Below are 18,230 nucleotides of genomic sequence, written 5' to 3'. Positions count from 1 at the left end.
CAACTAGCTAGAGCGGAAAGGCGACGCCGGCAATCATCGCAATCTCATTCACGCGGATGAGCGCGTAGAGCCGCCGAAGGCGATCAGCACAACCGTGCCCTTTCCGGGAGCGCTATCGATCTCGATGTCGGCGCCCATCTCGCGCACGAGCCGCTGCACGAGTGGCAGACCGATGCCATGTCCATGCGCCCACGGCTCGGAAACGCCGCCAGAATATCCAGCAGAAGCGACCGCGGAATCTGTGTTGGTCTTGCCGTTCATGCCGCAACCCGTGTCGCGAACGACGAGAAAGATGCGGCCATCCGGAATAAATCCCGTTGCAACGCGAACGTCGCCGCCGCGCGGCGTGAACTTGATGGCGTTGGTCAGCAGGTTGAGCAGGATTTGGCGCATCGCCGTCGGATTGGCGACAATGTGCGGACGGCCGTCGCCGGCATCGAAGACAAGCGCCAACCCGTGCAATTCGGCCAACGCCTGGACGCTCGATACCGTGCGTTTCACGATCGCGTTGAGATCGAGGGCGATAGGGCGCGACATCGCGGCGTCCGGCTTGGCGCTTTCCAATAGTAGCGACGTGATCACATCGAGAGCGTGCGTGGCGCTTTCGTGAATATCTGCGGCGTAGCTCAGGTATCGCTCGTTGCCCATTTCGCCGAGACGCTCGTCGCGCATGATCTCGGCAGCGGCGGCGATTGCAGTCAACGGTGTCTTGAGTTCGTGCGCGAGCTTGGCGAAATGGTCGGGATCGAGCACCGGGAAAGCCGGGCGCCGAGAGTGGTGTGCAGGCGATTCCGATCCATCGGCTATCTGCCGAGCTTCTCCATTGGGAGCGATATTCGACGCGCTGGGCGTCGACCCGGAGGCAGTATTTCGTGTTGGCCGTGCGGACAGAGCGCCTTCGCGAATTTGCCGCGCTATCTCTTTGAGGATATCGGCGTCTTCGCGCCCGGCGCGAGAAGCGGGACCGTCCTCCGCCGCTCCGGCAGGCAGGCTTGCGTCGCCATCAAGCGGCAAATCGTTGCGATCGCTCTCAAGATCGAGCCGCGAAGCTCGATGGCGCACGTCCTCAAGAGCAGGTATGAGGGCAGTCTTCATCGGAAACGCTCAATTTTGAGGACTGTTAACCCGCGACCTTCAACCGTCTACGCGATTTGCAGCAGTCGTGGGATTAAACCGCGCGATTTCCACTGTTGTCGTTGGTGTCGCCGGCCTCGTTCGGGCGATAAACTCCCCAAATGCGGGCTTTGCCTCCCAGAGGTTGCACATCGCGGCTTGGTCTGGTTTTTTACTTGACGCAGGAGCCCTTACAGTCGTTTTAAGGGCGCCCGCGAGCCCGTTGCGCGCTCGACGCATGTGCCGCCTTAGCTCAGTTGGTTAGAGCGCTAGATTGTGGATCTAGAGGTCCCCGGTTCAATTCTGGGAGGCGGTACCATTTTTTCAGATGGCGTGTGCGGCGCGCTCCACAAATGCTATCGGCTTGAAAACTAGCAAATTCTGGGACCTACCTGCGATAAACCCAGATTTTGCTTACGTTTCGGCCGTTGCGTTGCAGCAGTTCTCCCATTCCGAGGGAGCGGCTTAATCTGGCATTATCCTCAAGAAATCGCACTGCGAAAATTGGCGAACGCGGAGAGTCGCTTTATGCTGTGCTGCAGCAACTCAGGTGGGGGATCTCAAAATGATTGATTGGGCTAACCGACAGCTATGGACCCTTGAGGGCCAACTCGCATTTTGGAAGTGCGGCATCGCCCGTGTCGTCGACGGACCATCGAGTGACGACGAGATTACCGAGGATGTTATCGCTGCCATCGAGCGGCACATATCCGACTGGCGGGATCTGATGGCCCGACACAACGTGCCGGTCATGTCTCCCTCTGCGGATTCGTCGTCGAGCGAAGGTTGAAGCGAGCCGGTACTCGTTTATTCCTTCATAGCGTATCGCGTGCATTGCGGGTCGGCTTGACGGCAAATAGCAACAGACCAGCGATGAGGATCAGGATGCTGGCGGCCTGGAACGTCGCGCCAAACGGCACGTGCTGGTCTTTCAACATGCCGCCGACGTAGGTCATTACCCCGCCGGCAGTCGTCCCGACGAAATTCAACAGCCCGTAGGCGGTCGCGCGGTGGCGGAAGTCGGTCACCGTGCATGCGGCCGGCATCAGGTTGGCGTCGAGAAAACCTTGCGACATTCCGGCGACGAACACGCACGCGAGAAGGATCGGGATGTAGGCGGTCGCGCCGATCGTAAACAGGCACGGCGCCGCGATGCAGAAGCCGATCGCCGGGACCAGCGCCCGGGCCCGCGGATTGGTCCGCGACCACCAGTCCGAGGCGTTGCTGGCGATCAGCATTCCGGCGAAAGCTGCGCCGTTGAACGCCATCGGCCCGTAGATTCCGGCCATCGTCGGACTGACTCCGAGTTCGGCGTGAAAGAATTCCGGCAACCAGTTCCGCAGCGGCCAATAGGCCGCCCCATTCAGGAGATTCATCCCGAGAAGGAACAGGAAGCTCCGCGTCGCGAGAAGCGTGCTGAACACGTCGCGCCAGGGCAGGGCGGTGCTTTGCCGCTGCGTTTCTTCTGCCTGCAGTGAAGCGGGATCGTTCGCGGGATGCGGCAGGAAAATCATCAGCACCAGCGCGTAGGCGACGCCGATTGCGCCGAAGGCGAGGAATCCCGTTCGCCAGCCGAACATCTCGGCCATGCCGCCGCCGAGCCCTCCGAGGACGGAGCCGGCGTAGACGCCACTCAAATGCAGGCCCGTCGCGCGGCTGCGGGTGGCGCCGCGGTGATACTCGACGATCAGCGACACGGCGGCCGGCATGTAAAAGGCTTCGCTGACGCCGAGCGTGGCGCGTCCGACGAGGATTTCGGCGAACGAGTCCGCGATGCCTGTGTAGAACGTCGCCGCCGACCAGATCAGCAAGCTCGCGATGATGACGGGGCGCTTGCCGAAGCGGTCTGCCACGTATCCGGCGACCGGCGAGCAGAACCCATACACCCAAAGAAAAACCGATGAGAGCAGTCCGAAACGCTCGTCACCAATGCCGAGGTCGGCCTTGATCGGCCCCGGCATCGTCACGACGAGCTGCCGATCGAGATAGTTCAGCAGCGCCACGACCCATAGGAGCCCGACGACGGTCCACGCCACGCGACTCAAGCGTCCCGGCTGATGCATCCGCTTCCCTCTTAGCGCGCCCCGATCCGGTCAGCGTAGCGGTCGAAGGCGAAATTGGGATAGCGAAAAATCCGAATGGGGCGGTTTCAGACCAGGCTGGCCGCAAGATTGATCGCCAGCGCCAGCACCATCGTATTGAAGAAGAACGAGACAATGGCGTGCAGCGTGACCAAGCGCCGGAGCGACTTGCTATTTATCGAGACATCGGATGTTTGCGAAGCGGCGCCGATGGAGGTCGCGAAATAAAAGAAATCCCAATAGTCGGGAGAGTCAGTTCCGGGAAACGCGAGCCCATTGGGGGCCTTTTCGGATTGCCCGCTCGGGGCATAATACACGTGCGCGTAGTGGAGCGTGAAGACGACCTGTGTCACCGTCCAGGACACCACGATCGTAGCCGCGGCCAGCGCCGCGAAAAGCAGCTTGCCGCCGCCCGTTGCGGCCTTCGCTTCATTCAGCAAGCCGAAGATCGCCGCGAAACTCGAGAACATCGCGAGCAAGACCAGCACGAGTATGACCACGGCGCTGTCGTCCTGGCGCGCGGCTCGCGTGCGGATCTTGTCCTGATGGCCGCCGGTCATGACGCGGAAAGCCATGACCAGATAAGTCGATCCGCCGAGACACCAGGCAATCGCCTCGCGAACCGCTGGCGGCACCGAACTTGGCAAGAACAGCAAGGCGGCGATGCCGATGAGGGTGCCGATAACAACCCTTGGCCTCGCGCTCAGGGATCGCCAGACGGAACGTGGGTGATACCAGCGTGTTCGTACATGAGCAGGCGTTGCCGTTCCGATCATTGCGATTTCGTCCTTTAAGCTATCCGGTGCGCGGGAAATCCCGTCGCCGTGATGCATACATCAAGGACGGTACATGATCGACTGCTTGGCAGCCGGTATTCATTGAGATTGTTAGGTGCGCCGCCAAATCTTTGGCGTTTCGGAGCGCAAGACGTTTGATCCGCTGCCGCCGACAATATCGCCAAACTGCGCTCTGCCCAGATCGCTTCTCGAGCGGCAGAGCCCAGCATCGTTTTGAGGCTTGTCGTGCGGCGCTAAGTTCTGTCGACGACGGTCGTCAACAATCTGAGGTGCTCAGCGCGGCATGGCTTGCTTCCGCTCGTCCGTGGCTTGCCGCTTTGCATTGCGACGCTGCTGCCACATCGTCCACCACGCAAACGGAACCACGATTGCCGCAAATACGACAAGCGCCAGAATAATATTCATTGGATCAAAATTTGTCATCGCACAGCTCTGCGTTCTTGTTGCCACCCCTTCGAAGTCGGAGCGAACCGATCCCCGACACCGGATCGCGCGACGTCACAAAAGTGCAAAAATCGCGGGCTCAGAGATATTCAGCTGCTTGAGCTATAGGCGTCAGTTAGGCGCATAGACCAAGTGGTCTACCGCCTCTCGCTGAATAGGCGATCTCTCGAGAAAAAATGCACTCTGCTCTGGTCTGGAGTACGTCTGATAAGGAAGGTCACTTATGACCAGCTTGGATCTGCCGGTTTCCAAACGCCCGGCGCAAATGACGTCCAGGAGACCGCTGGTCGTGGTGATCGAAGACGATTACCGGAGTTCGCTCGCTCTCACGATGCTGATCGATGATTGGGGATTTTCGCCTCTTGCCGCACGATGCGCGCGTGAGGTGGTCCGCACCCTCGGTCATCGTCTTTTCAATGTTGCGGCTATCGTCACGGACGTCGAGATAGAAGGCCAAATGCGGGGCATCAAGGATGCCGTCGCGATGGCCTCGGCGATTGGGCGCTCGGTTCCGACGATCGTGACGACGGGACATGGCGACTACGCCACCGTTGCGGGTTCGTTTCCGGTCATCAGGAAGCCCTTCGATCCGGACATCTTGCACAGATGGCTGAGCCATAAGCTGCGCCGCGCCTTGATCTAGCGGACGTTCGAGGACCGCTTAATCGAAAAGCATCAGCTTTTCGTGGCCAGCTCCGTGCGGTTTCGCGCACCAAAATGTGTGAAGAGCGCCGCCAGATGGATCTTAACCGTTCCCTCGGCGATATCGAGTTCGCGGGCGATTTCCTTGTTCGATAAGCCCCGGCGGATGCACGTCAGCACATCGCGTTGCCGTGGCGAAATCGGTTTCGCCGGCTGGCCATTCCCGGCATCGGCGGGCGCGTCGGGGGATGGGCTTGCCGGTTGGTCTGGCGCAGCCGGCATCGCCGTTGTCATGAAGCGCGGCACATAGATCCGTCCGTCGAGGATGTCTTTGAGGGCGCCGACAATCTCGTCGTCGGCGAGCGACTTTGGAACGTAGCCGTTCAGTCCCGTCGCTACCGCCTTCAAGACATAGTTGCGCTCCTCCGATCCTGAAACGATGGCGACGCGCAAGCCTGGGTAGGTGTCCTTGACGACGCTCAGGCTCTCGGGACCGGATATCCCGGGCATCGCGAGATCGAATAGCGCGAGTTCGACATTCGGTGTTTCGGCCAATCGGTCCAACGCCGCATCGAAGGTGGCCGCTTCGATGATCGCCCGGAATCCCAACCTGTCCTTCAGCAGCAGGCTGAAGCCGGCGCGGTAGAGACTGTGATCGTCGGCGACGAGTACGGCGCCAGGTCGGTTAGTCGTCATCGGTGAAATCTGCTCAACCGGTTTTGATGCTGCGTTGGACGGTCGCGACGTCATTGGCGGCCCCGTTCGATTTCAAAATTGCACTGAGTGTCGCGACGATCAATTCGGGATCAGCGGGTTTCGTCAACCAGGGCCTTCCGGATTTTGCAAGAGCGGCCAAGGTGGCTGAGTCCGTTCCTCCCGACAGAATAATCGCGGGAATGGATCTGTCGAGCTTTCGAGACATTCGCGCAATGAAGTCAAGCCCGGTTTCCGGACCTCGTAGATCGAAATCAAGAACCGCCGCATCTATGGCAATCCCGTCGTTAAACGCAAGTTCGGCATCCGCGCATCGTTGGTAACCAAATACGAAATTGTTACGATCGTTCAAGTCGCGGCTTAGGGCTGCAACGATGAGCGGATCATCGTCCAAGACGAGAATGTTCAGACCCTGGACGTTGCCGTGAGCCCTGAGCTCTGCGGACGCGCGCGGGCGCGCGTCGATCAACGCCGGCGAGGGCAGGACGATCGAAAATCGCGATCCGTGTCCAGGCCGCGACGCCACCTCTATTTTCATTCCCAACAGATCGGCATACCGGCGAGAGATCGAAAGGCCGAGGCCTAGCCCGTCATTGGCGCCATAGGCGCGTTGATCCGTGCGTGAGAATTCCTCGAAGATCCTATCGTGCTGTTCACAGGAGAGGCCCGGTCCCGTATCGTAAACATCGATCACGCATCGGCCGCCTCGATAGCGGGCGGCGAGCAAGACGCCGCCTCGCTCGGTAAACTTCAGGGCGTTCGAAACCAGATTGCGAATGATTGTCTCAAGCAGCGCCGCGTCCGTCTCGACGACCCAATCCTGCGTGCGGCTGGAGAACCTCAGGCCGTTCTGCTCGGCTTCGGCTTTCGAGCCGACGGATACGCGGTCCATGATCTCCGCGATCCAAACGGCAGATATTGCCGGCTCGATCAGCTTGGCGTCGAGACGCGAAACATTGAGCAGGGCGTCGAACATACCTTTCAGGCCACGCAAGCCTTCTTCCATTTGCCCGACCAAAGTCATCGCTTCTCCGCCGTGCACGCGCCGCGAAAGTGCGCGAGCGAACAATGTCAATGCGTGCAATGGCTGGCGCAAGTCATGGCTCGCGGCCGCCAGAAATCGCGACTTTGCCTCGGTCGCGCGCTCTGCTTCGGCCTTGGCCCGCTCCAAGCCGATGTTCTGTTCGGCGAGCCGTTGCGTTCGCTCGCGCACCTGACTCTCGAGCGACTGATTGGCCGCGGCGAGGGAAGCCTTTTGCGCGCCAAGCGCTGCAACCAGTGACCGAAGCGATTGCGACAAGACCCGCGCTTCATCATATCCACCAACCTGCGGGAACTCGAGCTGGCGTCCGCGCCGCAGGCCTTCTGCCGCATCTGCAAGCTGAAGCAGCGGCCGCGACAGCGTTTCGGCAAGCACCCATGCCAACAGCGCGGAAAGCCCGGCGAACACGGCGCCCCAGATTGCAATGTTCCTCTGCAGGCTTATGACGGGCGCCAAAGCTAATTTCTGATCCTCACGGACGAGGACAATCCAGCGAAGGCCCGCATAGGATCGATAGCCGTCGCTTTTCGAAAAGCCCGTAAAATACGATTTACCGTTTGCCCAACGCTCGACGGCAAAGTCGGCGATCCCGGCCCGGGCGGCTCTGATGCTCGGCAGGTCGAGCGTCTTGCCTGCGATGTCGTCAGGGCCGAGCACGACTTGTCCGGCTTCGCTGACGACGATGACGTCGGCGGGGATGGCGTCCTTCATGCTGCCGAGCAACGTATCCTTGACCTCTTCGGCCCAGTCCTCGCTCAAAGTCGCGCCGAGAACGCCAGCTGGCATTCCGTCGGCTGCCGTCACCGGAACGGCGAGATCAATAAAGTTCGGCACACCGCGCTCGCCTGATGGCGACTGCACCTTGAAGCCCGGCAAGTTCACCTCACCGACGAAGGGATCTTCAGATCCCTTTTTGAACCACGTCTGATCCTTGACGTCGCGTCCCTCGAGTTCGCCGCCGGAAGCGCTCACGATCTTGCCGGTCGAATCCGCGAATCCGACCCAGGAATAATCGGAGTACGCCGTACGAAATCTTTCGAGCGTTGCGCGCAGCGCGTCCGGCGACTTGGTTTTTTCCGCGATCTCGCCGACGCCCGCCAAGTTCTCGAGCGACTGCAGTCTTTCGAACATGGCGCGGTCCAGCTTATCCTGCGTCTCGTCGGCCAGTAGGGCGAGGGTCCGGCCGATCTGTCGCTCAAGGCGATCCACGGCATCCCTGCCGACCACGTAGGATACGGCGACGGTTAACAGCAGTGACACGATGGAGATCGCGGCCGCGATCAACAATTTCAGGGAAACGCGTTTCATACTTTCCAATGCCATTCGGATCGCACGATAACCTCGGTCTAAATCAAGGCTTATGTGAAGCACTGTTTTTTGCCGGTGTCGAAGGCGTGCAGGCAATTGCGCGAAGCCGGCAATCAGCAATAGGCCAGATAGCCTAGTTCATGCTCCGCGGGCCTAGGCTGCCGGGCGGAGTCGCATTGGCAATTCAATAAGAGCATGTCTCTGGCATAGAGACGGTCAATTCGTATTTCCACTGTGGTTGCGTATATTTAAGACTGCCGTTGTGAATGAGTTGTTTCGTCGAAGTGGTGCGCGTCGCTCTTCTCCTGCTCAGGCGCCACTTCGATTAACGGGGCCCGGTTCCCCCTCCGGGCCCCGTGCCGTCTCGTCCTAGAGCGTCAACCCGGATACCGCCGAACTTAGATGCGCATTTCGATCGGCCGTCAGGCCGTTCGCGACGGTCCGCCGCGCCTGACGAACAAGAATGCGATGCAGAGACCGGCAACGAAGCCGCCGATGTGCGCCATGTAGGCGATGCCGCCGGTATCGGCTGTCGCATCGGTGTACGCGATCGCTCCGAGCCCACTGAACAGCTGTAGGACGATCCAGAAGCCGATCACGACGATCGCCGGCATCGTGACAATTTGTCGAATGATGAACACGTTCACGCGGGCGTGCGGGAACATCAACATGTAGGCGCCGAGGACGCCGGCAATCGCTCCGGATGCGCCGAGGTTCGGCACGTTCGATCCGGCGCTGAAGTAATATTGCGCGAACGTCGCCGCAATGCCCGCGACGAGATAGAAAATGAGAAACTTGGCCGACCCAAACCGGTCCTCGACGTTATTGCCGAAGATCCAGAGATAAAGCATGTTGCCGAGCAGGTGCATCCAACCGCCATGCATGAACATGGCCGTGAATATGGTCGGGATGTTGCTGACAGGGTGCTCGGAGAAGCGGCTCGGGACGAATGCCCACTCCCGGATGAAGTTATCGCCGGCGCTGAGTTCAAGGAGGAAGACGAGGACGTTGATGACGACGAGACTGTAAGTGACGACCGGTACAATGCTAACGCTTGAGTTGTCGTCGCCTACCGGAAACATCGCGCATCGTCCCTCTATGAGCGAGATCTCGTCGCCGGAGCATAGCCGGACGAGCTTTGAAAGTCCGCAGCCAGGGCGGTTGCGTCACACATTTCCAACTCGGGAATTTGGGGGTCGCGTTGCCGACATCAGATAATTGACGCTGGTGTCGGGTGAGCGCGACCAGACGTCTTGCAGCGGATTATATGTGATGCCTTCGAAGTGGGGTGCGGCAAGTCCCGCAGCCTCGGCATAGCGAGCGAGGTCTTCCGGCGTGACGAAGCGGTCCCACTGATGCGTCCCGCGCGGGAGCCAGCCGAGCACGTATTCGGCGCCTACGATGGCCAGTGCCCAGGCTTTGAACGTGCGGTTGATTGTCGAAAAGACCGCGAGGCCGCCTGGGCGCACCAAAGCGGCGCACTCGGCGACGAACTTCGCGGGGTCAGGAACGTGCTCGACGACTTCCAGGCAGGCGATGATATCGAAGGCGCGGCCTTCGGCGACGAGGTCTTCGACCCGCTGCGCGCGATAGTCGATCGCCAAGCCTTGCGGCTCGGCGTGGCCTTTCGCAATTGCGATATTGCGTTCGGATGGATCGATCGCCGTGACTTCGGCACCCATTCGTGCCAGCGGTTCGGCGACAAGTCCGCCGCCACAACCGATGTCGAGAGCGGTGAGACCTTTGAGCGGTCTCAGCGCTTTCGCATCGCGGGAAAATGTCTCGATCGCCTTGTCGCGAATGAATGACAGGCGCGGCGGGCCGATTTGATGCAGCGGCCTGAATTTACCCTGTGGGTCCCACCATTCCGAAGCAAGGCGCGAGAACCGCTTCACCTCTTCAGTATCGAGGGTCGGATCTGCGCCGCTCGGCGGCTTATGGCTTCTTTCGGCGGCAGTCATGGTGATCTCCGGTTGGCCGTACTCGTCAACCGGATGCGTAGATTGTCAAGCGATGGAGCAGCCTGCCGGGGCGTGGGCGGTTGCGGGGGGGCGCGCGAGCCGCTAAGAAGCGCCGAACTCACTTGCAAATCTGACACTCGGCCGGCGCCCTGGTCTGGGCCTGAGCAGGCCTTTATCAGGCACGGGAAAGCACTACCACGATGGCGACGGTCGTTATGAAATTCGGCGGCACCTCGGTCGCCAACATCGAGCGCATTCAGAACGTCGCCCGACACGTCAAACGCGAGGTCGATGCCGGCAACAAGGTGGCTGTCGTCGTCTCGGCGATGGCGGGCGTCACCAACCAACTGGTCGGCTGGGTGAAAGAGGCGTCGCCCCTCTATGACATGCGCGAATATGATGCCGTCGTCGGAACCGGAGAACAGGTCACCGCGGGCCTGCTGGCGATCGTGCTGCAGTCGATGGGCTACAGGGCGCGCTCCTGGAGCGGGTGGCAAGTGCCGATCAAAACCAATTCGGCGCATGGCTCGGCGCGAATCGCCGACGTGCCGGGCGGCGACATTCGAAAGCGGATCGAGGGCGGCGAAATTGCCGTCGTCACCGGCTTTCAGGGAATCGAGCCGAAAGACAATCGCATCTCGACGCTCGGCCGCGGTGGATCGGACACGAGTGCCGTCGCCATAGCGATTGGGCTCGAGGCGGATATTTGCGACATCTACACCGATGTCGACGGTGTCTACACAACCGATCCGCGCATCGTGCCGAAAGCCCGGCGCTTGGCGAAGATCTCCTATGAAGAGATGCTGGAGATGGCGTCACTCGGGTCGAAGGTGCTGCAGACGCGCTCGGTCGAACTGGCGATGGTCTACAAGATCAAGACGCGCGTCTTGTCGAGCTTCGTTGCCCCGGAGGCCATGAAACCGTTCAGAATTGACGATATCGAAAATATCGGGACCATCGTTTGCGACGAGGAAGAGATCGTGGAACAGCAAATCGTGAGCGGCATTGCGTACGCCAAGGACGAGGCCAAGGTCACGCTTCTCAAGGTGGACGATAAGCCGGGCGTCGCGGCGCGCATCTTCGGGCCCTTGTCCGATGCCAGCATCAACGTCGACATGATCGTCCAGAACGTCACGCCCGACGGCAAGCACACGGACATGACGTTCACGGTCCACACCGGCGAATTGGCGCGGGCTCTCGACGTTTTGAAGAAGGCCAAGGTCGACATCGGTCACTTCGATGTCAAAAGCTCGGCCGACGTTGTGAAAGTCTCGGTGATTGGCGTCGGAATGCGCAGTCATGCCGGCGTCGCCGCCCGCATGTTCAAGACTCTTTCCGAAAAGGGCATCAATATCCACGCCATCTCGACGTCCGAGATAAAAATAAGTGTATTGATCGATGCAGCCTATGCCGAGCTCGCCGTCCGGGCGTTGCACACGGCTTATGGCCTCGACAGCGACTAGACGCAGAGCCTGCTCCGGCCGCGTCTAGTCTATCCCTCACGTGAGCCGCCTGGGCAGGTGGCCTAACAGATCGGATGATTGGCACGGTAATGGTAGTGCGGCGCGGTGATGATCCGAGACCCCTTCCGAGCGAGACTTCGCTCCGCGTCATCATGCGCGGGCTGCGCGAGATCATGGCTGAAGGCGGCGAGGGCCAGGAGAAGCTCGATCGCATCGTTCGCCAGATCGCCGGCGTCATGGTCGCCGAGGTGTGCTCGATCTATCTGAAGCGTCAGGACGGCTCGCTTGAACTTTTCGCGACGGAAGGCCTCAATCCTTCCGCCGTCCACAAGACGCGGATGAAACGCGGAGAAGGTCTCGTCGGGCGATGCTCGGAGCTGGCGGTCACGATCAACGAGCCGGAGGCGTCGAGCCATCCCGCTTTCTCCTATCGGCCGGAGACGAGCGAAGAAATTTATCATTCGCTGCTGGCGGTGCCGATCTCGCGTTCGGGTCAGGTGCTCGGCGTGCTCGTCATCCAGAACCGGATGCCGAAAGAATATTCCGACGAGGACGTCGAGGTCATGCAGGCGACCGCAATGGTCGTCGCGGAAAATCTCGTCTCGGGTGCCGTTGCCGGAACGGGTGCTGCAATCGAGGTGTCGCTGTCGCAGCCGATGGCCATCGAGGGAGAACCTCTTTCCGAAGGCATTGCCCTCGGACACATCGTGCTGCACGAACCACGCATCGTCGTCACGCAGTTGATGGCAGACAACCCGGTTGTTGAACTCGGCCGGCTGGATTCGGCGCTCAACCGGCTGCAGCTCAACATCGACGAGATGTTCGAACACGAGCATTTGGCGGCGGCCGGCGAGCATCGCGATGTGCTCGAAGCCTATCGCATGTTCGCTCACGATAAAGGCTGGCACCGCCGCCTTCGCGAAGCCGTCGAAGGCGGCCTCACGGCCGAAGCCGCGGTCGAGCGCATTCAAAATGCCATGCGAACGCGCATGCTGCGCCAGCACGACACATACTGGAAAGAGCGCCAGCGCGACCTCGATGATCTTTCGGACCGGTTGTTGCGCGTGCTTTCGGGGCGCCTCAAAAGCTCGGAGGACGGCAGCGGCTTGCCGCCCGACGTCATTCTCGTGGCGCGTACGATGGGCCCGGCCGAACTTCTCGATTACGACCGCAGCCGGTTGCGCGGCCTTGTGGTCGAGGATGGATCGAGCCAGAGCCATGTCGCCGTCGTCGCCAAGGCGCTGGGCATCGCAGCGATCGGTCAGGCGATCGGCATCGTCGACCGCGTTACCGCAGGAGATGCTGCGATCGTCGATGCCGTAACGGGCGAAGTTCATCTTCGCCCGACGAGCGAACTCATTACCGCTTACTCCGATAAGGTGCGGTTCCGTGCCCGCCGGCAGAAGCGCTACCAGGCGCTGCGCGACCGGCCGGCGGTAACGAAGGACGGCATCAGGATCTCCCTGATGATGAATGCCGGTCTCCTCGTCGACATGCCGCATTTGGCGGAATCCGGGGCCGACGGAATCGGGCTTTATCGCACCGAACTGCAATTCATGCTGTCGGAGTCATTTCCACGCCTCGACCGGCAGACGCAGCTCTATCGCGCCGTGATCGAAGAGGCAGGTGGAAGGCCGGTTGTCTTTCGCACGCTCGACGTCGGCGGCGACAAGATTCTCCCTTATCTCCGTCAGCCGAAGGAAGAGAACCCGGCGATGGGCTGGCGGGCCATTCGCATGTCGCTCGACCGGCCGGAGCTGTTCCGCCTGCAGATGCGCGCCATGCTGAAAGCAGCGGCCGGGAGCGAGCTGAAGATCATGATCCCCATGGTCTCGGCGGCCTATGAACTTGGCGCCATCCGGGCGTTGATCGATCGCGAGAAAGCCTTCCTGTCGAAGCACGGCTATCCGCTGCCGAACAACGTGCTCGTCGGCGCCATGTTCGAAGTGCCGGCGCTTCTTTTCGAACTCGACGCGTTTTTGACGCGCGTGGATTTCGTGTCGGTCGGCTCGAACGATCTGATGCAATTCCTGTTCGCTGCCGACCGTACGAATGCGCGTGTCGCGAGCCGCTTCGACGTGTTGACTCCAGCGCCGCTCAGAGCGTTGAGGACGCTCATAAGGGCCGCCAAGAAATATAAAGTACCGGTGACCGTTTGCGGCGAAATGGCCGGCAGTCCGCTCGAGGCCATGACGCTTATCGCGCTAGGGCTCAGGTCGCTGTCGATGGCGCCGGCTTCGATCGGTCCGATCAAGACGATGATCCTGTCGCTCGATGCTGAAAAAGCAACGGCATGCCTCGAGGAACTTCTGAAGGAAGGTGCGAAAGACGTTCGCCCGTTACTGCAACAGTTTGCGGAAACCGAGCGCGTCGCGCTCGAGGGGTAATGCTCGCGACGGACATCAGACGGGCTTTGACAAGCGGGGATTTTTAGCCAAGATAGCGCTTGAGGGTGAGGGGCCGGCGGCGTTGTGCCGGATACAGTATGCGTCGGGGCGTGGGGCGGAGCGTTTCGGTCAGCGGACGTGCGCGAAGTGAGCGTACGGAGCGCATCCGCAATGATGGCTCAGAGAAAATACAAATATCGGAAAGCCGCGCATTGGTTGCGCGGTTCTTTATCGATTTGCGCCGGGCCCTACGGCTGACGCTGCCGCAAGCGGCGCATTACGTACAAGTCCATCCCGAAGTGATCGAGACGCTCGAAACCGGGCAAATCGAATATCTGCCGCCGTGGTCGGAAACGGCGCGCATCGTGTTGACGTATTCATCGATGGCGGGTGTCGACGGCGGTCCGGTGCTGAATGCTATCGCAGGCTTATTGGCTGTGCTGGCGCAGCCGGCCGTCACGGAACCACCGAAAGCCGCACGTCGTGAGCCCCGCGGACATTTCCGGCGCGCCGGTTCGGCAATTGCCAGTGGCGCCAAACGGCTGCCGCAGGACGCGATACACCAAATCCGGCAACGGCCCCAGCGGGCACTCTACGCCCTCTCGTTACCACTCGGACTTGTGCTGGTGATGCTCCACACGTCAGTCTTTGCCCTGGTCGCCAAGCCGTTCAGCGCAGCCGTCAGCTCAGTCAGCGTTTACTTTCAGGTGCATTTCGCTCCCGTTCGCGATGGCCTGAGGTATATCGAAGTCGACGATCCGCGGTCGCGCCGAGGCGATAAATTGCGGATCAGCAGCGGTTCGTATTAGATGCGCTCCCGGCTGCGGGATTGCAGCCAAAATGGACCGTATCGACAGACAGCATGACAGCACTGCCACGTGACAAACTCGATCGCCTTTTCGAGCGCTGGATGGCCATCCAGGACGAGCTGAATCACGGCGTATCGCAGGCGGCATATGTGAAACTCACGAAGGAGTTTTCGGATCTGAGCCCGGTTGCGGCGCAGATTGAGGCGCTGCGCAAAGCCGAGAACGAAGACAAGGATCTCGAACAGCTGATCCGTGAGTCCGCGGGCGAAAAGGACGTGGTCGAACTCGCCTACGCCGAGCGAACGGCGCTAAGTGAGCGCATCGCGTCGCTCGAGAAGCAACTCCAGGTCGCGCTTCTACCGAAGGATGCGGCGGATGAAAAAAGCGCCATTCTCGAAGTTCGTGCGGGCACGGGTGGCGACGAGGCGGCGCTATTCGCGGCGGATCTCTTCCGCATGTATACACGGTATGCCGATCTCAAGGGCTGGAAAACGGAAATCATTTCGGCGTCGGAAAACGATCTCGGCGGCTACAAGGAAATCGTCGCGACGATTACCGGGCAGGGCGTGTTTGCCCGCCTGAAATTCGAATCCGGCGTACATCGGGTGCAGCGCGTTCCGGCGACGGAAGCCAGCGGGCGCATCCACACCTCCGCGGCAACCGTCGCGGTGCTGCCGGAAGCCGAAGACATCGATATCGACATCAGGCCCGAAGACATCCGGATTGATACGATGCGTGCCAGCGGCGCCGGCGGTCAGCACGTCAATAAAACCGATAGCGCCGTCCGCTTAACGCATCTGCCGACCGGCATCGTCGTAGTCTCGGCGGAAAAATCGCAGCATCAAAATCGGCGATTGGCGATGAACGTCCTCAAGGCGCGTATCTACGATTTGGAACGCGCGAAGGCCGATACAGAACGGTCGGAAGCGCGCAAGTCGCAGGTCGGCTCCGGCGACCGCTCGCAGCGCATCAGGACCTACAACTTTCCGCAAGGCCGCGTTACCGACCATCGCATCAATCTGACGCTCTATAATCTTGACGAAGTGATCGCCGGGAATGGGCTCGATACGTTGGTCGACGCGCTGATCACCGATCATCAGGCGACAATGTTGGCCGAGCTTAGCGCGGCATGAACGCGATCATGCCGGTCGAGGTGCAAGCGCCGATGCAGCCCTTTTCCTCCGATCAGACCATTGGAACGGCGTTGGCGCTGATGACGCGGGCCTTCGCCGCCGCCGGAATAGATTCTGCTCAACGCGACGCGCGGTTCTTGCTGCAGAGCCTTCTTGGGCTCGACGGGGCAGTGCTGCTGACGCAACCTCAGCGATCGCTCGGTGACGATGCGCTGCGCATCAGTGACGCCGTGCGACGCCGGCTGGCGCACGAGCCGGTTTCACGCATTGCCGGCAGGCGCGAATTTTACGGACGAAATTTCGTCATCACGCCCGATGTGCTTGATCCGCGGGCCGATACGGAAACCGTCATCGACCTGGCGCTCGACATCATCAAGTCGAAGGGCTGGGCGAAAAAAGCGCTGTCGATCGCCGACATCGGCACGGGCTCGGGAATTTTGATCGCCACGCTGCTTGCAGAGCTGCCGAACGCGCGAGGGATCGCGACCGATGTCAGCCCGGCAGCGCTCACAATTGCGCGTCAGAACGCCGAGCGGCTGGGGGTCGCGGAGCGCGTCACTTTCGTCGCGGCACGCGGTCTCGAAGGTTGCGTGGGACCCTTGGATTTGATCGTTTCGAACCCACCTTATATTGCAACGGACAAGATAGCGGCGCTTGAGCCCGACGTCCGTAACTATGATCCGATGATTGCCCTCGACGGGGGCCCGGATGGCCTCCGGGTCTATCGCGAGATCGCCGAAGACATCGCAAAACTGCAACATTCATCGTGCGTTGTCGTGGAGGTGGGTGCCGGCCAAGCCGCTGACGTGAAAAATGTATTCAGCTCGGTAGGATGGTCGCTTTTGGGCGAGCGAAATGACCTGGGCGGTCATGCCCGTGCTGTGGCCCTGGAGATACATTCGTAACGCAACCAATCATTTCTGTTTGCGGATTTGTGTTTCCGGGGTAATATCACTGCTGACGAGTTTGATCGGATGTGCCTGGAACAGGTGAAGCCGCAGCTGCGGCGCTCAAGGCCGGCCGTCCCATCTCAGATCATCAGCGCAAATTTCGCGGACTTGCTGGTCCGTTGAATGGCGAGTGTCGAGCCCCTTATCCTCGACGCCGCGAGCGCTGCTAAAAGCTCCTTGAGGACGACTTCGGATATTTTCGGTTTCAGGCGTCATGCAAGGATTACTTCGATTTTGCCCGAAGACGTCGGGCAAAGGCCGGGGCCTAGGGTCCGCATGGGGCATGGGTGACTTTTAGGATCGTGTTTTTGAAATTGGATCGAAGGATCCAAGGCGCGCGGCATCGCCGATGGACGCACGCGTACAGCTAAATATTAACAAGTGTGAACGGGAGCCCATGAGGCAAGGACAACAGAACCGTCGCGGTCGCGGTCGGAATAATAACAACCGCAAATCGCAAAACCCTTTGATGCGCAGCTTTGAGAGCACCGGGCCGGATGTAAAAATCCGCGGCACGCCCTCTCACATCGCCGAGAAGTATGTCGCGCTGGCGCGGGATGCGCTGTCCTCGGGCGATCCGGTGCTTGCGGAGAATTATCTGCAACACGCCGAGCACTACAATCGCATCATCCTGAGCTATCGCGAACAGATGGCTCAGGGCGGTATGGATCCGCTAAACAATGGCGCCGCCCAGACGCACAATCTCGCGGGCCCTGACGGGAACGACGGTGACGAGTTCGGCGACGACGAGGGCGACGAGTTCGGCGTCCAGCTGCAGCAGTCGGGCAATTCCAGCGAGGCGCCGCAGCAGCCGTATCAACAGCCGCAGCGCAATTTCGATAATCAGAATCGCGATAACCAGAACCGCTATGATCGCCAGCCGCGCAACGATCAGCGCGGGGGCTTCAACAATAACCACAATAACCGCAACGACCGCGGAGATGGCCAGCGCTTTGACCGCAACGACAACAGAGGCGATCGCGGAGGCCAGGATTTTCGCGGTGACCGTCACGATCGCAACGGATCGGGCGGCGGCGAACATCGCTTCCGCGACGACCGTCGGCCGCATAACAACAATAGCGAAGGCCAAGGCCAGCAGGGTGACGGTGGATTTCGCCGTCGCGACCGCTACCAGGGTCCGAACGGTGCCGATCGTGATCCCGCCTCGGGCGGTTTTCAGCCATCGGTCAATCAACAGCCTCCACAGCAGCCTGTAACAGCCGTCGAACGTCCGGCACCTGCGCCGCAACCGGCGCCATCGCCTGTGGCCGAGCAGGAGCAGCCGGCTTTCCTTCGCCGACCGGTGCGCCGTCCGCGCCGCGAAGAGCCCGAAGCGAAGCCAGCGCCAGCAGCAGCACCGGCTACGACGGAAGACCAGGACTAGGT

The 18,230-nt window shown here is 60.6% G+C and carries 16 protein-coding genes and 1 tRNA gene; 9 read left to right on the top strand and 8 right to left on the bottom strand.

Going from position 1 to position 18,230, the window contains the following annotated elements; genetic code table 11:
- Positions 1 to 48: 48 nt before the first annotated feature.
- Entirely contained in the window at positions 49 to 1,095 is a 1,047-nt protein-coding gene (locus VN623_RS04125; RefSeq protein ID WP_325568416.1) for a HAMP domain-containing sensor histidine kinase, read from the bottom strand.
- Positions 1,096 to 1,355: 260 nt separating this feature from the next.
- On the opposite strand from VN623_RS04125, the gene VN623_RS04120 reads away from it, so the two are divergent.
- Together VN623_RS04120 and VN623_RS04115 are read left to right on the top strand one after the other, a co-directional pair.
- Positions 1,356 to 1,432 (top strand) — tRNA-His (locus tag VN623_RS04120).
- A gap of 246 nt (positions 1,433 to 1,678) precedes the next feature.
- A complete protein-coding gene (locus VN623_RS04115; protein ID WP_325568414.1) occupies positions 1,679 to 1,903 on the top strand; it encodes a hypothetical protein in 225 nt (74 codons plus the stop codon).
- A 25-nt stretch (positions 1,904 to 1,928) separates the two neighbouring features.
- On the opposite strand, the gene VN623_RS04110 is transcribed toward VN623_RS04115, so the two are convergent.
- From VN623_RS04110 to VN623_RS04100, 3 genes are all read right to left on the bottom strand, one after another.
- On the bottom strand, positions 1,929 to 3,176 hold the full coding sequence (locus VN623_RS04110; RefSeq protein ID WP_414653161.1) for an MFS transporter: 1,248 nt from the start codon (positions 3,174 to 3,176) through the stop codon (positions 1,929 to 1,931).
- 86 nt (positions 3,177 to 3,262) lie between these two features.
- Positions 3,263 to 3,970 carry a DUF1345 domain-containing protein gene (locus tag VN623_RS04105; RefSeq protein ID WP_325568410.1) on the bottom strand — a complete coding sequence of 236 codons (708 nt, stop codon included), beginning with the start codon at positions 3,968 to 3,970 and terminating at the stop codon, positions 3,263 to 3,265.
- 294 nt (positions 3,971 to 4,264) lie between these two features.
- Complete coding sequence (locus VN623_RS04100) at positions 4,265 to 4,414, bottom strand: hypothetical protein (RefSeq protein WP_325568408.1); 150 nt, start codon at positions 4,412 to 4,414, stop codon at positions 4,265 to 4,267.
- 244 nt (positions 4,415 to 4,658) lie between these two features.
- Here VN623_RS04100 and VN623_RS04095 point away from each other — a divergent pair, with 244 nt between their 5' ends.
- Complete coding sequence (locus VN623_RS04095; protein WP_325568406.1) at positions 4,659 to 5,078, top strand: response regulator; 420 nt, start codon at positions 4,659 to 4,661, stop codon at positions 5,076 to 5,078.
- Positions 5,079 to 5,110: 32 nt separating this feature from the next.
- Here the strand turns inward: VN623_RS04095 and VN623_RS04090 are convergent, their stop codons facing one another.
- The 4 genes from VN623_RS04090 to ubiG all read right to left on the bottom strand — a co-directional run bounded on the left by VN623_RS04090 (position 5,111) and on the right by ubiG (position 10,102).
- Positions 5,111 to 5,773: a response regulator transcription factor gene (locus VN623_RS04090; protein ID WP_325568404.1), complete on the bottom strand. Its 663-nt coding sequence runs from the start codon at positions 5,771 to 5,773 to the stop codon at positions 5,111 to 5,113.
- Between the two features lie 13 nt (positions 5,774 to 5,786).
- Positions 5,787 to 8,141 carry an ATP-binding protein gene (locus VN623_RS04085; RefSeq protein WP_325568402.1) on the bottom strand — a complete coding sequence of 785 codons (2,355 nt, stop codon included), beginning with the start codon at positions 8,139 to 8,141 and terminating at the stop codon, positions 5,787 to 5,789.
- A gap of 422 nt (positions 8,142 to 8,563) precedes the next feature.
- Positions 8,564 to 9,223 (bottom strand): rhomboid family intramembrane serine protease, encoded by a 660-nt coding sequence (locus VN623_RS04080; protein WP_325568399.1) that lies wholly within the window; start codon positions 9,221 to 9,223, stop codon positions 8,564 to 8,566.
- Between the two features lie 84 nt (positions 9,224 to 9,307).
- The gene (gene ubiG, locus VN623_RS04075; protein WP_325568397.1) at positions 9,308 to 10,102 is read right to left on the bottom strand and encodes a bifunctional 2-polyprenyl-6-hydroxyphenol methylase/3-demethylubiquinol 3-O-methyltransferase UbiG; all 795 of its coding nucleotides are present in this window, start codon (positions 10,100 to 10,102) and stop codon (positions 9,308 to 9,310) included.
- Positions 10,103 to 10,302: 200 nt separating this feature from the next.
- Here ubiG and VN623_RS04070 point away from each other — a divergent pair, with 200 nt between their 5' ends.
- The 6 genes from VN623_RS04070 to VN623_RS04045 all read left to right on the top strand — a co-directional run bounded on the left by VN623_RS04070 (position 10,303) and on the right by VN623_RS04045 (position 18,228).
- Complete coding sequence (locus VN623_RS04070; protein WP_325568395.1) at positions 10,303 to 11,565, top strand: aspartate kinase; 1,263 nt, start codon at positions 10,303 to 10,305, stop codon at positions 11,563 to 11,565.
- A gap of 89 nt (positions 11,566 to 11,654) precedes the next feature.
- Positions 11,655 to 13,952 carry a phosphoenolpyruvate--protein phosphotransferase gene (gene ptsP, locus VN623_RS04065; protein ID WP_325568393.1) on the top strand — a complete coding sequence of 766 codons (2,298 nt, stop codon included), beginning with the start codon at positions 11,655 to 11,657 and terminating at the stop codon, positions 13,950 to 13,952.
- 212 nt (positions 13,953 to 14,164) lie between these two features.
- Complete coding sequence (locus VN623_RS04060) at positions 14,165 to 14,761, top strand: helix-turn-helix domain-containing protein (RefSeq protein WP_325568390.1); 597 nt, start codon at positions 14,165 to 14,167, stop codon at positions 14,759 to 14,761.
- 53 nt (positions 14,762 to 14,814) lie between these two features.
- On the top strand, positions 14,815 to 15,894 hold the full coding sequence (prfA, locus tag VN623_RS04055) for a peptide chain release factor 1 (RefSeq protein ID WP_325568388.1): 1,080 nt from the start codon (positions 14,815 to 14,817) through the stop codon (positions 15,892 to 15,894).
- Positions 15,891 to 16,799 (top strand): peptide chain release factor N(5)-glutamine methyltransferase, encoded by a 909-nt coding sequence (gene prmC / locus VN623_RS04050; protein WP_325568386.1) that lies wholly within the window; start codon positions 15,891 to 15,893, stop codon positions 16,797 to 16,799. The genes prfA and prmC overlap by 4 nt, the downstream gene beginning before the upstream one ends.
- A 394-nt stretch (positions 16,800 to 17,193) precedes the next feature.
- On the top strand, positions 17,194 to 18,228 hold the full coding sequence (locus VN623_RS04045) for a DUF4167 domain-containing protein (protein ID WP_325568384.1): 1,035 nt from the start codon (positions 17,194 to 17,196) through the stop codon (positions 18,226 to 18,228).
- Positions 18,229 to 18,230: the final 2 nt, after the last annotated feature.

The organism is Hyphomicrobium sp. (genome assembly GCF_035572195.1).
In the GTDB taxonomy this organism is placed as follows: Bacteria; Pseudomonadota; Alphaproteobacteria; order Rhizobiales; family Hyphomicrobiaceae; genus Hyphomicrobium_B.
The sequence above is the reverse complement of the archived record's forward strand: the minus strand, read 5'-3'. Positions and strand labels throughout refer to the sequence as shown.